Here is a 14,352-nt window from a genome sequence, read left to right on the forward strand (position 1 = left end):
ACAAATAGATAGTAGCCTGTAAAAAAATCCCCTAAAAGGGATTTTAATCGATTGCTTATTAGTTGCTTCACATCGTGAACGACAGTGTCGTAAGGTAGCTAGCTAATCCGCTTATAGCGGTTAGCGTAGATTAGCTAGTTGATTTATCAACAGCTAAACTTGTTACGTCGAAATCGAGTTCGGGCTAAGGACTTGGCAAAAAAGATAAATCCCTTTGAGATGCAAGACATCTCTGCGGTATTTCCTATTTTCTCATTTCCAACTTTCAACAGTCCTCCAGACTGTTGAAACGCCCTCACATCTTACGACACGTAGAAACTGAAGACGATATTTCTTCAGTTTCGAAGTTAGTAAGGTAGCTAGCCAATCCGCTTATAGCGGTTGGCGTAGATTAGCTAGTTGGCTTGCCAACAGCTAATCTTGTGAAAGTTACGACCTGAGAAAAGTCGTTCGAACTTAACGACTTTTCGAGGTAGTAAGCCACTTAGGGAGCGGAAAGAACTCGACCATTCAAAAAAGAGTTCGTCTTCCCGCCCCCGCACAGTTGATTAGGCCAGATTTGGAGTGTTAAACACGAACAAATCTGCCAATCAACCACTGCGTTGAGATATTGACACTAATATTGAAAGGTGGTGCTGGACTTTTTGCCCAGACTCGTTCATTCATTAGATGCTTTAGCATCAATGAATGTTAGTGTCTTAAATTACACAACTTTCACATTGGTTTGCGCCGACTTCTTCGCCGTCATCGGTAAAGGTGCGGACGTAGTAGATAGACTTGATACCTTTGTTGAAGGCGTAGTTACGGAGGATAGAGAGGTCACGGGTAGTTTGTTTGTTCTCTGTTTTCCATTCGTAGAGTTCTTTTGGAAGCTCACTGCGGAGGAAAAGGGTGAGGGACAAACCTTGGTCAACGTGCTCTGTTGCGGCAGCATAGACATCGATAACCTTGCGCATATCCATATCGTAGGCAGACTTGTAGAATGGAATAGTTTCAGTTGCCAAACCAGCTGCTGGATAGTAGATTTTACCGATTTTCTTCTCTTGGCGTTCTTCAATCCGTTGTGTGATTGGGTGAATTGAAGCAGAAACGTCGTTGATGTAGCTGATAGAACCGTTTGGTGCAACAGCTAGACGGTTTTGATGATAGAGACCATCTGCCATTACTTTTTCACGAAGCTCCGCCCAATCTTGTCCACTTGGAATGAAAATACCTTCAAAGAGTTCTTTGACACGGTCAGATTGTGGTTGGTAATTACCAGTCACGTATTTATCGAAATAAGTGCCGTCTGCGTATTTTGATTTTTCAAAGTTATGGAAAGTAGCCTTGCGTTCGCGGGCAATGTTGTTTGATTCTACCAAAGTCCAGTAGTTGAGGAGCATGAAGTAGATGTTGGTAAATTCTACGGCTGTTTTTGATCCGTAATCGATTAAGTTTTGGGCTAGATAAGAGTGAAGTCCCATGGCACCAAGACCGATAGAATGAGCTTGCTCGTTACCAGCTTCGATAGACGGTACTGCAGAAATGTGCGAGTGGTCCGTCACATAGGTCAAAGCGCGTGTCATTGTACGAACAGAACGTCCAAAATCAGGCGATTTCATCAAGTTGACGATGTTGGTCGAACCAAGGTTACATGACACGTCTGTTCCCATAGTCAAGTATTCCTGAGAATCATTGATGACGCTTGGAGTTTGTACTTGAAGAATTTCTGAACAGAGGTTTGACATGATAATCTTGCCGTCAACAGGGTTGCTACGGTTGGCTGTATCGATGTTGATAACGTATGGATATCCAGACTCTTGTTGGAGTTTGGATATTTCTGTTTCCAAGTCACGTGCCTTGATTTTTGTCTTACGAATGCGTGGGTTTGCTACCAACTCGTCGTATTTTTCTGTGATGTCAAGGTAGCTGTAAGGGACACCGTACTCTAATTCCACAGAGTAAGGGCTGAAGAGGTACATGTCTTCATTTTTACGGGCCAATTCGTAGAATTTATCAGGAACGGTGATACCGAGTGATAAGGTCTTCACACGAACTTTCTCATCGGCATTTTCTTTCTTAGTCGAAAGGAAGGAAATAATATCTGGGTGGAAAACATCAAGATAAACGACACCAGCCCCTTGGCGTTGCCCAAGCTGGTTAGAATAGGAGAAGCTGTCTTCGAAGAGTTTCATAACAGGAACGACACCAGATGCTGCTCCCTCGTAGCCCTTGATTGGTGCACCTGCCTCACGCAAGTTGCTGAGGGAGATACCGACACCACCACCGATACGGGACAATTGCAGAGCAGAGTTGATAGAACGTCCAATAGAGTTCATATCGTCTGTGACCTGGATGAGGAAACAAGACACCAACTCACCACGACGGGCACGGCCTGCGTTGAGGAAGGAAGGAGTAGCAGGCTGGTAACGCAAATGAATCATTTCGTTGGCCAAATTCAAGGCTAATTCTTCGTCGCCCTCAGCAAAATACAAGGCGTTGAAGAGAACACGGTCTTCCATGCTTTCCAAGTAGTAGGCACCGTCGTTGGTTTTGAGGGCATACTGGTTGTAAAACTTGTAGGCTGCCATGAAAGACTTGAAGCGGAAATTTTGGTCTTTCAAGAATTGATCAATTTTGATGATAAATTCTGGATTGTATTGGTCCAAAAACTCTTTTTCGAGGTAATTTTCTTCTAATAGATAAGCAATCTTGTCTAAAATACTATCAAATTGCTTGGTATTTGGAAGGACATTTTCCTTGAAGAAAGCCTTGACAGCCTCTTTGTCCTTGTGGAGAGGGATTTGTCCGTTGACAGGACGGTTGATTTCGTTATTCAAACGGAAGTAGGACACATCGCCTAATTCTTTCAAACTCATAGTCGCAATCTCTTTCTATAAACAGTAGGGAGTTAAACCAAGGCTTTTAGTTTTCCTGGTTGAAAACCTGAGAAAACATCATTTGCAGTTTCGATAACAGGTGCGGCTGAGAAACCAAGGCTTTTCACATGTTCGATGTATTCTGGTTGTTCGTCTAAGTTGATTTCAGTATAGGCTACATTGTGTTGGTCAAGAAATTTCTTGCTCATCTTGCATTGTACACAATCGTTTTTCGAATAAATAGTAACCATTCTATTTCTCCTTTATTGATTAAATTCACCAATCTAGGATACTAGATTTTGGGGTCAAAGTCAAGAAGGAAGTTTATTTAAAATCACAAAATATAGTGCACAATATTTTTATAAGACACCATATATTGTACATCCGTCCAATGCTGCTAAGTCGAAAATAGCGTTTACATAGCTGTTTCTATTTAGTTTGATAACCCTAACAATCTCTCGGTAAAGTATAAATCAGCTTTTTTACAAATGTCGTAATATTTTTAAGGAAATATATGATGTTACAAAATATAACATTTATAGTTATACATGTATTGAATATATATTACCTTTTGTGCTATACTATTCAATAATGCCGAAAGAGGTTATAAAATATGGAAAAATCACATAGAAAACGCTTGTTTCATAAAGGGAAAGAATATTCATATTATGCATTGGATTCGATTTCAATGGAAGAAAAAATGGATATTCAATCACTTCCCTATACTATTCGTATTTTATTAGAGAGTCTTTTAAGAAAAGAAGATGGTATAGATGTTACAAAAAATCACATAATGGAGTTGCTTCATTATCAGGCTGCATCTCCTAAAGGAGAAATTCCTTTTAAACCTAGTCGTGTTATTTTGCAAGATTTTACAGGTGTTCCTGTTGTGGTAGATTTAGCCTCCATGCGTGATGCGGTGGTGAAAGCAGGTGGAAAACCTGAATTGATTAACCCGGAAATTCCAGTGGATTTAGTCATCGACCACTCTGTTCAAGTTGATTTTTTTGGGACTGAAGATGCTCTGGAGAAAAATATTGCCTTAGAGTTCGAAAGAAATAATGAGCGCTATGAATTTCTGAAATGGGCAGAGAATTCCTTTGAAAATTATCGCGCTGTGCCTCCAGCAACAGGAATTATCCATCAGGTAAACATTGAATTTCTAAGCGATGTTATTATCAACAACGATGGCTTGCTTTATCCAGATTCTATGTTTGGTACAGACAGTCATACGACCATGATTAACGGTATTGGTGTACTTGGTTGGGGTGTAGGTGGCATTGAGGCGGAAGCTGCAATGTTGGGTGAAGCATCCTATTTTCCCGTTCCTGAGGTGATTGGTGTTCGCCTAGCTGGGCAATTGCCTAAGGTTGCCACTGCAACGGATTTGGCGCTTAAGGTCACTCAACTTCTACGTCAGGAAAATGTAGTTGGGAAGTTTGTCGAATTTTTTGGACCAGGTTTAGCTTCTCTTACATTAGCGGATCGAGCAACTGTTTCCAATATGGCTCCAGAATACGGTGCGACCTGTGGCTATTTCCCGATTGATGGAGAAACTTTACATTATATGAGATTGACCAACCGTTCGGAGGAGCACGTAGAGTTGACAGAAGCCTATGCTAAGGCTAATTATTTATTCTATGATGCTGAACGTTTTCCGTCTTATAGCAAGGTTTTAGAATTGGATTTATCAACAGTAGTCCCATCTATTTCTGGTCCTAAAAGACCACAGGATTTGATAGAATTAACAGATGCAAAAGCAGAGTTTCAGGCTAGTTTAATACGTGAAGTAGGTGTGCGTGGATTTGGTTTGGAGGAAGCAGAGTTAGATAAAACAGCCACGGTTAAGTATGTTGAAGGAGATGAGCAAATTCAAACAGGTCATGTTGCTATTGCGGCGATTACCTCGTGTACAAATACCTCCAATCCGTATGTCCTTTTGGCGGCAGGATTACTGGCAAAAAATGCGGTAGAAAAAGGTTTGGCAGTTTCTAAGACGGTCAAGACGTCATTGGCACCAGGCTCAAAAGTAGTGACTGGCTATTTAAAAAAATCAGGTTTGCAGACCTATCTAGATGCCTTAGGGTTCAATTTGGTTGGTTATGGTTGTACAACTTGTATCGGTAACTCAGGTGATCTGCGTCCTGAAGTAGCGGATGCGATTAAGGAAGAAGATTTATTGGTTTCTGCGGTATTGTCTGGAAATCGTAACTTTGAAGGACGGATTAATCCATTGGTAAAAGCTAATTTCTTAGCGAGCCCACCGCTTGTTGTTGCCTATGCTATTGCGGGAAATATGAATGTAGATTTAACAAGGGATCCGCTGGGGTATGATGAGAAGCAACAAGCTGTCTACCTTGCGGACATTATGCCAAGTCGCGAGGAGGTAGATGACTACATTGAGCGTTATGTGACTCGTGACCTTTATAAGGAAGAATACCAACAGGTATTTACAGATAGTCAGGCTTGGAATGCGATTGAAACAAAGACAGAGAAGAATTACAATTGGAATTCATCTTCAACCTATATTCAAAATCCTCCCTATTTTGACAATATCCAGGCAGATTTATCCATAAAACCACTGGAAAATTTATCTGTTTTGGCTAAATTTGGCGATACCGTAACGACAGATCATATTTCTCCGGCAGGGAATATTGCACGATTGAGTCCAGCCGCTCGTTATCTCGAAGAGAATGGCATTGTTTATAAGGATTTTAATTCTTATGGAAGTCGTCGTGGAAATCACGAAGTCATGATGCGTGGGACTTTTGCAAATATTCGTATAAAGAATGAGCTGGCAGCTGGAAAAATTGGTGGTTGGACAAGAGTTGGCGATGAGATTCTTCCAATCTATGATGCAGCCATGAGATATAAGGAAGCTGGTGTCGGTAGTATTGTTATTGCTGGTAAAGACTATGGGATGGGGTCAAGCCGTGATTGGGCAGCCAAAGGTTCAAGTTTACTTGGTGTGAAGGCCGTTCTTGCTGAGTCATTTGAGCGGATTCACCGTTCAAACTTAGTGATGATGGGTGTTCTTCCGTTACAATTTTTAGAAGGTCAGTCGGCAGAAAGTCTTGGCTTGACTGGACATGAAAGCTATACAATCGACTTGCCAGAAGATGTCGGTGTTGGTCAAATTGTAACAGTCCATGCGCAAACAGACGATGTTACAAAGGAGTTTCAAGCTCTGGTGCGGTTTGATGCAGAAGCGGATATTCGTTATTATCGCCACGGAGGTATTTTACCTATGGTAGTAAGAAAGAAACTAGGAGGAAAGGTATGACAGAAACGAATGGGTTAAAAGATGCGATTGCCTGTGATACGCGAATCAGTGCAATTGAAAATGACCGCTTGTCCTATGCAGGGTATGACATTGCTGAATTGATGGAGAATAACGCTTCTTTTGAGGAAGTCATCTATCTTCTGTGGAACCTGCATTTGCCAACTCAGATTGAATTAAATTATTTTGAGAAAAGCCTGCGAAAAGAATATGCGATTTCAGATGCGGTAGAGCAATGTATTCTGATTCAATCACGGCGACATTTGCATCCTATGAGCGTGTTGCGTTCGACAGTATCTCTCCTTGGAGTATATAATGTACACGCTGAAGAGAATTCGTTAGAAGCTTTGTATGAACAATCTATTCAGATTATGGCCAAGGTTCCGACGATTATTGCAACATTTGCTCGTTTGAGACGTGGATTGGTTCCAATTGAACTGCGGTCTGATCTGGGTTTTGCGGCGAATTTTCTTTATATGCTGAATGGTGAGGAGCCGAGTGATTTGCAAATCAAAGCATTTAACAAAGCTTTGGTGCTTCATGCTGATCATGAATTGAATGCGTCTACTTTTGCTGCGCGTGTCACGGCATCAACGTTAACGGATTTATATTCTTGTGTTACCACGGCAATTGGGACTCTGAAAGGCTCATTGCATGGTGGTGCAAATGAACGAGTGTTTGACATGTTGCTGGCTATTCGCGAGAGTGGTGATACCGAGAGATATTTGCAGAAGAAGCTGGATTCGAAGGAAAAAATTATGGGATTTGGCCATCGAGTCTATAAAACGGTTGATCCTCGTCAAGAGTATTTGAAGGAGATGGCGCGTGATTTGACATTCGGAACAGACGATGAAGCGTTTTATAGATTGTCAGAGGAAGTAGAGAGCTTTATTAAAAACAAAAAAGGTTTAATTCCAAACGTAGATTTTTATTCGGCGACAGTTTACCATGTGCTAGGTATTGATAGTGATATTTTTACATTGATTTTTGCAATGAGCCGTATGGCGGGGTGGATTGCACATGTCCAGGAACAACGGAAAAATAATAAATTGATTCGTCCGCGCTCTTCCTACTTAGGCGGTAGGAATTTGGTTTACATCCCGATTGGAAAGAGGTAAATATGGCAGAAAAAATCCTGATGAGAGAGGGGCGGTTAATTGTCCCAGATTGTCCCGTTATTCCCTATATTGAAGGAGATGGTATTGGCAGGGATATTTGGTCAGTCAGTCAAAAAGTTATTGATGCTGCAGTGAAAAAAGCCTATGCAGGTCAACGTTCTATTCAGTGGAGGGAGGTTTTGGCAGGAGAAAAGGCTTATGAATTAATAGGAACTTCTTTGCCGAATGAGACATTAGCAATAATCCGTAAGCATTTAGTTGCAATCAAAGGTCCCTTGGGGACGCCGATTGGGAAAGGTCATCGTTCTCTTAATGTTGCACTTCGTCAAGAATTAGATTTGTATGCCTGTGTGCGTCCAATTCGCTATTTTAAGGGAGTGCCAAGTCCGCTGAAAGAGCCTGAAAAGACGGATATTACTATTTTTCGTGAAAATACAGAAGATATTTATGCAGGTATTGAATGGGAGGCTGGTTCAGATGAAGTTGCCAAAGTCATTTCCTTTTTACAAGAAGAAATGGGAGTGGTAAATATCCGTTTTCCAGAATCTTCAAGTATTGGTATCAAACCGATTTCGGAAGAAGGGAGTAAACGTCTCATTCGCTCTGCAATAGAATATGCCCTAGAACATCAATTGAAGATAGTGACCTTAGTTCATAAGGGAAATATTCAAAAGTTTACAGAAGGCGGTTTCCGCAAGTGGGGTTATGAATTGGCGAAAGAAGAATTTGCTACAGAACTTGCAGAGGGGACTTTGGTAGTAAATGACATTATTGCGGATAACTTTCTGCAGCAGATTTTATTGGCGCCGGAAAACTTCCAGGTGGTTGCTCTTACAAATCTCAATGGAGATTATGTATCAGATGCTCTTGCGGCTCAGGTCGGAGGAATAGGCATCTCACCGGGTGCTAACATTAATTATCAGACAGGTCATGCTATCTTTGAAGCGACACATGGAACTGCTCCCGATATTGCAGGAAAGGATTTGGCTAATCCATGTTCCCTCTTGCTTTCGGCTTGTATGATGTTGGAATATATAGGCTGGAAAGAAGCAGCTGCTTTAATTATACAGGCCTTGGAAGATGCTTTTATAAATAAAAATGTTACGCTTGATTTTGCTAAAATTTTGGACGTTGCTCATCAATCTACTAGTCAATTTTCAGAAATTCTAATAGATTCTATAATGAAGAAAAAGTAAAATGAACCTCTCTTTTTATGACGGAAACATGAAAGAAAGGTAAAAAAATCTTGAAAATGATTTCAAAAAGTGGTATAATGTCTTTTGTAAGGGTTATCACAAATAACTCACAATTTTGTAAAAATAAAGGAGAATCCAAATATGGCTTCAAAAGACTTCCACATTGTGGCAGAAACAGGTATCCACGCTCGTCCAGCAACTTTGCTTGTTCAAACTGCTAGCAAATTCGCTTCAGACATCACTTTGAACTACAAAGATAAATCAGTTAACCTTAAATCTATCATGGGTGTTATGAGTCTTGGTGTTGGTCAAGGTGCTGACGTAACAATCTCTGCTGAAGGTGCTGATGCTGACGACGCAATCGCAGCTATCACTGAAACAATGGAAAAAGAAGGATTGGCATAAGAATATGACAGAAATGCTTAAAGGAATCGCAGCATCTGATGGTGTTGCCGTTGCTAAGGCATATCTACTCGTTCAGCCAGATTTGTCCTTCGAAACTGTTACAGTTGAAGATACAAATGCAGAAGAAGCTCGTTTGGATGCAGCTCTTGCAGCATCTCAAAACGAGCTTTCTCTTATTCGTGAGAACGCAGTAGCTAGCCTAGGTGAAGAGGCCGCAGCCGTATTTGATGCACACTTGATGGTTCTTGCTGACCCAGAAATGATTGGTCAAATTAAGGAAACTATTCGTGCTAAGAAAACAAACGCTGAGACTGGTTTGAAAGAAGTAACGGATATGTTCATCGCTATTTTTGAAGGTATGGAAGATAACCCATACATGCAAGAGCGTGCAGCAGATATCCGCGACGTTGCAAAACGTGTCCTAGCTCACTTGCTTGGCGTTCGTTTGCCAAACCCTGCGACAATTGATGAAGAGTCAATCGTTATCGCACATGACTTGACACCTTCAGATACAGCACAATTGAACAAACAGTTTGTAAAAGCCTTTGTAACAAACATCGGTGGTCGTACAAGCCACTCAGCTATCATGGCTCGTACACTTGAAATTGCTGCTGTTTTGGGGACAAATAACATTACTGAAATCGTTAAAGATGGCGATGTACTCGCTGTTAACGGTATCACAGGTGAAGTGGTTATCAACCCTTCTGAAGAAGTGATTGCAGAATTTAAAGCGGCTGGTGAAGCTTATGCAAAACAAAAAGCTGAGTGGGCACTTTTGAAAGATGCTCAAACAGTTACAGCTGATGGCAAACACTTTGAATTGGCAGCAAACATCGGTACACCAAAAGACGTTGAAGGTGTAAATGATAACGGTGCAGAAGCTGTTGGTCTTTACCGTACTGAGTTCTTGTACATGGACTCACAAGACTTCCCAACTGAAGATGAGCAATACGAAGCTTACAAGGCTGTTCTTGAAGGTATGAATGGCAAGCCAGTTGTGGTTCGTACAATGGATATCGGTGGTGATAAGGAACTTCCTTACTTCGATCTTCCACACGAAATGAACCCATTCCTTGGTTTCCGTGCCCTTCGTATCTCTATCTCTGAGACTGGTAACCAAATGTTCCGTACTCAGTTGCGTGCCCTTCTTCGCTCATCAGTACATGGTAAACTTCGTATCATGTTCCCAATGGTTGCCTTGTTGACAGAATTCCGTGCAGCAAAAGCAATCCTTGAAGAAGAAAAAGCCAACTTGTTGGCAGAAGGTGTAGCAGTTGCGGATGATATCCAAGTTGGTATCATGATTGAAATCCCTGCAGCAGCAATGCTTGCAGACCAATTTGCCAAAGAAGTTGACTTCTTCTCAATCGGTACAAACGACCTTATCCAGTACACAATGGCTGCTGACCGTATGAACGAACAAGTGTCATACCTCTACCAACCATATAACCCATCAATCCTTCGCTTGATCAACAATGTTATCAAGGCTGCGCACGCAGAAGGTAAATGGGCTGGTATGTGTGGTGAGATGGCTGGTGATCAACAAGCTGTTCCACTTCTTGTAGGTATGGGCTTGGATGAGTTCTCTATGAGTGCAACATCTGTACTTCGTACACGTAGCCTTATGAAGAAACTTGATACAGCTAAGATGGAAGAATATGCTCACCGTGCCTTGACAGAATGTGCAACGGCAGAAGAAGTTCTTGAACTTCAAAAAGAGTATGTTGATTTCGATTAATAAGAAATTTAAAGTTTGGAGTAGATAAACTACTTCAAACTTTTTTTTGTATGCTCCAGCATTGAGTACTATATATTTTTTGAGATATACGGCTTAAAATACTTTGAAGATTGAAATTAATTTTTAGAAAATTTGAAATTTTCTAAAAATTATTGCAAAATAAGATTTGTTATGTTACAATAATCACATTATACTCAAAGGAGGAAGAAATGAAGGCGTATAATAATTATATTAACGGTTCTTGGGTTGGATCAGAAAAATCAATCGCGATTCACTCACCGATTAATCAAGAAAAACTAGGTACAGTACCTGCTATGTCAAAAGAAGAAGTTGATAAGGCGATGGATGCTGCTAGAAAGGCATTGCCCGCTTGGCGTGCCCTTTCAGCATTTGAACGTGCTCAATATTTGCATAAGGCAGCAAATATTTTGGAAGAACGTAAAGATGCAATCGGTGAAATTTTAGCTAAAGAAGTTTCGAAAGGGATCAAGGCTTCCATCGGTGAAGTGGATCGTTCTGCCCACCTCATTCGTTTTGCTGCTGAAGAAGGCTTGCGTGTTTATGGTTCATCATTAGAGGGTGGAACCTACGAGCCAACTGCTAAGTCAAAGGTTTCTTTGGTTCGTCGTGAACCGGTAGGTATCGTATTGGCGATTGCACCGTATAACTACCCTGTTAACTTATCGGCATCAAAAATTGCTCCTGCTTTAATTGGTGGTAACGTGGTAATGTTTAAACCACCAACGCAGGGTTCAATTTCTGGTCTATTGTTGGCGGAAGCTTTTGCAGATGCTGGTATCCCAGCGGGTGTCTTTAATACCATTACTGGTCGCGGTTCAGAAATTGGTGACTACATCATTGAACATCCAGAAGTAAACTTCATTAACTTTACGGGTTCAACGCCAATTGGTCAAAAAGTCGGTAAATTAGCAGGCATTCGTCCAATCATGCTTGAATTGGGTGGTAAGGATGCTGCGGTTGTTATGGAAGATGCGGATTTGGACCACACTGCAAAAGAAATTGTAAGTGGTGCCTACAGCTATTCAGGTCAACGTTGTACGGCTATTAAGCGTGTTCTTGTTATGGATTCTGTAGCTGATGAATTGGCTGCGAAGTTGAAAGCAGAAGTTGAGAAATTGACTGTCGGTAATCCATTTGAGAACAAGGATATTACGCCAGTTATTGACGAACAATCAGCAGAATTTATTGAAGGCCTAGTTAGAGATGCACAGGCTAAAGGTGCAACGGAATTGACACCATATAAACGTGAGAAAAACTTGATTTGGCCAACCCTTCTTGACCATGTTACACCAGATATGGAAATTGCTTGGGAAGAACCATTTGGACCAGTTCTTCCAATTATTCGTGTTTCATCATTGGATGAAATGTTGGAATTGTGTAACCAATCTGAGTATGGTCTTCAATCTTCTATCTTTACAAGCAACTATCCATTTGCTTTTGATTTTGCTTCTAAATTAGAAGTTGGTACGGTTCATATCAATGCCAAGACCCAACGTGGTCCAGATAACTTCCCGTTCTTGGGTGTCAAGGGTTCAGGAGCAGGTGTTCAAGGTATCCGTTATAGTATCGAAGCGATGACGAAAGTGAAGTCAGTGGTATTTGACGTTCAATAAAATAATAAGGGAGTGGGACAAAAATCGGTAACCCGCAGAGTTCGATGAGTCGTTAGCCCACCCCCGCACAGTTGAGTAGGGCTGTAAAGAGGCCGGGCAGAAAGTCCAGCCTCGCTTCTTAGAGTTCGTGTCAACATCTCAGCGCAGTGGTTGATTGGCAGATTTGTTCGTGTTTCACACTCCAAATCTGACCTATACGACTGATGCGAACAGAGTTCGCTTCATCTCCAACCTCAAACTGTCTCCCAGACAGTTTGAGCTGTGTGTGGGTGGGAGTGAAACAGTCTGTGGATAGACTGTTTCAGCTCAACAACTTAAAACGAAAAATTGTTGACGAACTCTTTTTAAACTGATCGAGTTCTTTCCTACTCCCTAATTAGAGCTCACTCAACCACTGCGTCAAGTTTAACTATTGAAAAAAACTAAGGAGGCCAGGACTTTTGTCCCAGCCTCTTTTACTTACGTACTGGCAATCATTCATTCACGAAAAAAAGTTCTAACCTCAAAATGAGATTAGAACAGGATTTGGTTATTTAGCTTGATAAAACTTATTGTGTTGGTAGATAGGGTCAAAGGTAAGATTGATACCTAATTTACGAAGGACGCTCTTGTCTTCATCAGAAAGGATAACGGTTGAGTGAGCTTCGCTACCATTTAATTGGCCTAATTCTTTCATGGCACGTGCAGCAAGAGGGCTATCTTGTGCAGTGATGGCAAGGGCATTAAGGATTTCGCTTGCATCCAAACGTGTATTACTTTTATCCAGATAATCTGCTTTCAATTCTTGGATTGGACGGATGTAGTTTGGTTCAATAAGAAGAGTTTCATCATCGATTTTAGTAATTTGCTTGATGGCGTTGAGAAGGACAGTTGCAGTTGGTTTAAGGAGGTCGGATGTCTTACCTGTTACAATCTCTCCAGTTGGTAACTGAATAGCAAGGGCAGGGCTAGTTGTCAGCTCTGCTTTTTCGCGCGCAGCGATAACAACCTTACGATCTGCTGGTGTCACGCCGACTTCATTCATGAGGAGTTCAATCTTTTTAACTGCTTGCTCGCTCACCCGCTCTGCCTTGAAATCAACCAAGGTCTGGTAGTAGCGGCGGATGATTTCTTGCTTGGATGCTTCGATCGCAGCCTCTTCGTTCACGATAGAATAGCCCACCATGTTAACCCCCATGTCTGTCGGTGAGGCGTATGGTGATTTGTTCAAAATACGTTCAAAGGTACGGTTGAGGACAGGGAAGACCTCGATGTCACGGTTGTAGTTGACCGCTGTTTTGCCGTAAGTTTGCAGGTGGAAGGGGTCGATCATGTTGAGGTCGTCCAGGTCAGCAGTTGCTGCTTCATAGGCCAAGTTAACGGGATGGTGGAGTGGTAAGTTCCACACTGGGAAGGTTTCAAACTTAGCATAGCCTGATGTTACGCCATGTAGTTGGTCGTGGTAAAGTTGGGAGATACAAGTCGCCAATTTACCTGAACCAGGTCCAGGTGCGGTGACAACGACGAGATTGCGACTAGTTTCAATGTAGTCATTTTTGCCCATACCTTCTGGTGAGATGATGTGGTCAATATCAGAAGGATAGCCCTTGATTGGGTAGTGGAGATAGGACTTAATACCATGTTTTTCCAACTGTTTGCGGAAGGCGTCTGCAGCTGGTTGGTTGCGGTATTGGGTAATGACGACAGAACCAACGTAAATATCAATATCATTAAATGTATCAATCAAGCGGAAGACTTCTTGGTCATAAGAAATACCCAAGTCACCACGTGCCTTAGAATGTTCGATGTTGCTTGCATTGATGGCGATGACGATTTCTACTTGGTCTTTTAACTCTTGGAGGAGTTTGATTTTGTTATCTGGTTCATAGCCAGGTAAAACACGGGCTGCGTGGAAATCTTCCAGCATTTTTCCGCCAAACTCCATGTAGAGTTTGCCTTCAAACTGAGCAATACGCTCTAAAATGTGATCACGTTGCAAATTCAAGTATTTAGTTGAATCAAATGCGATTTTTTTCATTATAAATATGTCCTCCAAATATGTATTATTCTCTGGGAAAACAAAAAATAGCTCCCTAAAACTAGGGAGCCTTTTCTCCGACCTCTCAAAAGAGGTGCCCGAACAA

Annotated in this window: 9 protein-coding genes; 6 read left to right on the plus strand and 3 right to left on the minus strand. The window is 41.5% G+C overall.

Annotation, left to right across the window (positions count from 1 at the left end; all coding sequences use genetic code 11):
• Nucleotides 1-698: 698 nt before the first annotated feature.
• Together nrdE and nrdH are read right to left on the minus strand one after the other, a co-directional pair.
• Nucleotides 699-2,858, minus strand: a complete 2,160-nt coding sequence (nrdE, locus tag K6969_RS04245) for a class 1b ribonucleoside-diphosphate reductase subunit alpha (protein WP_171942576.1) — start codon at nucleotides 2,856-2,858, stop codon at nucleotides 699-701.
• Nucleotides 2,859-2,890: 32 nt separating this feature from the next.
• On the minus strand, nucleotides 2,891-3,109 hold the full coding sequence (nrdH, locus tag K6969_RS04250; protein ID WP_029173467.1) for a glutaredoxin-like protein NrdH: 219 nt from the start codon (nucleotides 3,107-3,109) through the stop codon (nucleotides 2,891-2,893).
• Between the two features lie 362 nt (nucleotides 3,110-3,471).
• On the opposite strand from nrdH, the gene acnA reads away from it, so the two are divergent.
• The 6 genes from acnA to K6969_RS04280 all read left to right on the plus strand — a co-directional run bounded on the left by acnA (nucleotide 3,472) and on the right by K6969_RS04280 (nucleotide 12,229).
• Nucleotides 3,472-6,141 carry an aconitate hydratase AcnA gene (gene acnA / locus K6969_RS04255; protein WP_171942577.1) on the plus strand — a complete coding sequence of 890 codons (2,670 nt, stop codon included), beginning with the start codon at nucleotides 3,472-3,474 and terminating at the stop codon, nucleotides 6,139-6,141.
• Entirely contained in the window at nucleotides 6,138-7,256 is a 1,119-nt protein-coding gene (locus K6969_RS04260; RefSeq protein ID WP_171942578.1) for a citrate synthase, read from the plus strand. Before acnA ends, K6969_RS04260 begins: the two co-directional genes overlap by 4 nt.
• A 2-nt stretch (nucleotides 7,257-7,258) precedes the next feature.
• A complete protein-coding gene (icd, locus tag K6969_RS04265) occupies nucleotides 7,259-8,452 on the plus strand; it encodes an NADP-dependent isocitrate dehydrogenase (protein ID WP_029173464.1) in 1,194 nt (397 codons plus the stop codon).
• A 141-nt stretch (nucleotides 8,453-8,593) separates the two neighbouring features.
• On the plus strand, nucleotides 8,594-8,857 hold the full coding sequence (locus K6969_RS04270; RefSeq protein WP_024378446.1) for a phosphocarrier protein HPr: 264 nt from the start codon (nucleotides 8,594-8,596) through the stop codon (nucleotides 8,855-8,857).
• A gap of 4 nt (nucleotides 8,858-8,861) precedes the next feature.
• Nucleotides 8,862-10,595 carry a phosphoenolpyruvate--protein phosphotransferase gene (gene ptsP, locus K6969_RS04275; RefSeq protein ID WP_029173463.1) on the plus strand — a complete coding sequence of 578 codons (1,734 nt, stop codon included), beginning with the start codon at nucleotides 8,862-8,864 and terminating at the stop codon, nucleotides 10,593-10,595.
• A 209-nt stretch (nucleotides 10,596-10,804) separates the two neighbouring features.
• On the plus strand, nucleotides 10,805-12,229 hold the full coding sequence (locus tag K6969_RS04280) for an NADP-dependent glyceraldehyde-3-phosphate dehydrogenase (RefSeq protein ID WP_029173462.1): 1,425 nt from the start codon (nucleotides 10,805-10,807) through the stop codon (nucleotides 12,227-12,229).
• A gap of 529 nt (nucleotides 12,230-12,758) precedes the next feature.
• On the opposite strand, the gene K6969_RS04285 is transcribed toward K6969_RS04280, so the two are convergent.
• Nucleotides 12,759-14,246, minus strand: a complete 1,488-nt coding sequence (locus tag K6969_RS04285) for a DUF1846 domain-containing protein (RefSeq protein ID WP_029173461.1) — start codon at nucleotides 14,244-14,246, stop codon at nucleotides 12,759-12,761.
• Nucleotides 14,247-14,352 lie beyond the last annotated feature (106 nt).

It is taken from the genome of Streptococcus suis, assembly GCF_019856455.1.
Classification (GTDB): Bacteria; Bacillota; Bacilli; order Lactobacillales; family Streptococcaceae; genus Streptococcus; species Streptococcus suis_AE.

What these genes read in the sequence shown, in the direction of transcription:
- nrdE (WP_171942576.1), bottom strand. Translation starts at nt 2,858, where the DNA reads ATGAGTTTGAAAGAATTAGGCGATGTGTCCTACTTCCGTTTGAATAAC.
- nrdH (WP_029173467.1), bottom strand. Translation starts at nt 3,109, where the DNA reads ATGGTTACTATTTATTCGAAAAACGATTGTGTACAATGCAAGATGAGC.
- acnA (WP_171942577.1), top strand. Translation starts at nt 3,472, where the DNA reads ATGGAAAAATCACATAGAAAACGCTTGTTTCATAAAGGGAAAGAATAT.
- K6969_RS04260 (WP_171942578.1), top strand. Translation starts at nt 6,138, where the DNA reads ATGACAGAAACGAATGGGTTAAAAGATGCGATTGCCTGTGATACGCGA.
- icd (WP_029173464.1), top strand. Translation starts at nt 7,259, where the DNA reads ATGGCAGAAAAAATCCTGATGAGAGAGGGGCGGTTAATTGTCCCAGAT.
- K6969_RS04270 (WP_024378446.1), top strand. Translation starts at nt 8,594, where the DNA reads ATGGCTTCAAAAGACTTCCACATTGTGGCAGAAACAGGTATCCACGCT.
- ptsP (WP_029173463.1), top strand. Translation starts at nt 8,862, where the DNA reads ATGACAGAAATGCTTAAAGGAATCGCAGCATCTGATGGTGTTGCCGTT.
- K6969_RS04280 (WP_029173462.1), top strand. Translation starts at nt 10,805, where the DNA reads ATGAAGGCGTATAATAATTATATTAACGGTTCTTGGGTTGGATCAGAA.
- K6969_RS04285 (WP_029173461.1), bottom strand. Translation starts at nt 14,246, where the DNA reads ATGAAAAAAATCGCATTTGATTCAACTAAATACTTGAATTTGCAACGT.